This window comes from Promineifilum sp. (SeqCode) (assembly GCF_041918635.1).
In the GTDB taxonomy this organism is placed as follows: domain Bacteria; phylum Chloroflexota; class Anaerolineae; order Promineifilales; family Promineifilaceae; genus Promineifilum.
This window is the reverse complement of record NZ_JAYRVJ010000748.1, coordinates 1-1,620: the sequence shown is the minus strand read 5'-3', so window position 1 is coordinate 1,620 and position 1,620 is coordinate 1. Positions and strand designations below refer to the sequence as shown.

Below are 1,620 nucleotides of genomic sequence, written 5' to 3'. Positions count from 1 at the left end.
GGAGCAACCGCCGGCCGCCGACCGCATCCACGTCGTCCAGCCCGGCGAAAACCTCTATCGCATCAGCCTCCTCTATGGCCTGTCCTGGGTCGCCATCGCCGAGTACAACGGCCTCAGCAACCCCAATCAGATCACGGTGGGGCAGGAGTTGCGGATTCCGCCGTCGCCGACGCCGGCGGCGGAGCAGGGGAGCGAGGGCGCGGAGGCGCCGGGGGGCGAAGTGGTGGCCGCTGGTGAGGAAGCGGCGGCCGCGCCGGGGAGCGGGGGAGCGGGGGAGCCGGGGGGCGAAGCGGCGGCGGCTGAGGCCGTGACGGCGCTGGGGCCGCCGGCCCATACCGTGGCCGCCGGGGAGACGGTCTATAGCATCAGCCGGCGCTACGGCATCAGCTGGGCCCAGCTGGCCGAGGCCAATGGGCTGAGCGCGCCCAACCAGATCGTCGCCGGCCAGGTGCTCAAGATTCCCGTGGACGTGCCCGGCCCCACGCCGGAGTTCAACCACCGCGTCCACGCCGGCGAGACGCTGGCCCGCATTGCCGCGCAGTACGGCCTGTCCGTGGCCGCCCTGGCCGAGGCCAACGGCCTGGCCGCGCCCTATGTGATCTATGTGGGGCAGATGCTGCTCATTCCTGGAGATTAGGGGCGAAGCGCAGGGGAGCGGGGGGGCAGGGGAGCGGGGGAGAAAAGAACCCTAAACGTCCTCTTTTTCTCCCCCGCTCCCCCGCTCCCCTGCTCCCCCGCTCCCAGAAGCCATTCACGACAAGGAGAACTGCCCATGTCCTGGCCCGGCGTCATCACCGCCTACCGCGACTACATGCCCTTCGACGCGGACACGCGCGTCATCACGCTCAACGAGGGCAACACGCCCCTCATCCCCGCCGGCCGGCTGGCCGAAGACCTCGCGCCGGGGGCCGGCCTGCGGCTGTTCCTCAAGTTCGAGGGGCTGAACCCCACCGGCTCATTCAAGGATCGCGGCATGACGGCGGCCATCACCCAGGCCGTGCGCGAGGGAGCGCGGTCGGTCATCTGCGCCAGCACCGGCAACACCGCCGCCAGCGCCGCCGCCTACGCCGCGCGGGCCGGGCTGCGCTGCCTGGTGCTCGTGCCGGAGGGCAAGATCGCCCTGGGCAAGCTGGCCGCCTGCCTGGCCTACGGCGCGGAGGTGATCAGCATCGACGGCTCGTTCGACGACGGGCTGCGGCTGGTGCGCGAGATCACAGAGCGGCAGCCGATCGCGTTGGTCAACTCCATCAACCCGTGGCGGCTGGAGGGGCAGAAGACGGGGGCGTTCGAGATCGTCGATCAGCTGGGCGGCGTCGCGCCCGACTGGCACTGCCTGCCGGTGGGCAACGCCGGCAACATCAGCGCCTACTGGCTGGGCTACCAACAGTATGGCAAGGGCTTGCCGCGGCTGCTGGGCGGCCAGGCGGCCGGGGCGGCGCCCATCGTGCTGGGGCGCGTAGTGGAGCGGCCGGAGACGCTGGCGACGGCCATCCGTATCGGCAACCCGGCGCGCTGGCGCGACGCGGCGGCGGCGCTGGACGAGTCGGACGGCATCATCACCGCCGTCAGCGACGACGACATCCTGGCGGCGTGGCATCTACTGGCGAAGCGGGAGGGGGT

General features: G+C 71.7%; 2 protein-coding genes. Both read left to right on the top strand.

Translation table 11 applies throughout. The annotated features are described in order from the left end of the window. Positions 1-637: LysM peptidoglycan-binding domain-containing protein (locus ACE3UY_RS21655; protein ID WP_374689557.1), on the top strand; the 637-nt coding region annotated here is incomplete at its 5' end. A gap of 135 nt (positions 638-772) precedes the next feature. Continuing rightward, positions 773-1,620, top strand: an 848-nt coding sequence (thrC, locus tag ACE3UY_RS21650) for a threonine synthase (protein WP_374689556.1), incomplete at its 3' end; no start/stop codon positions are given.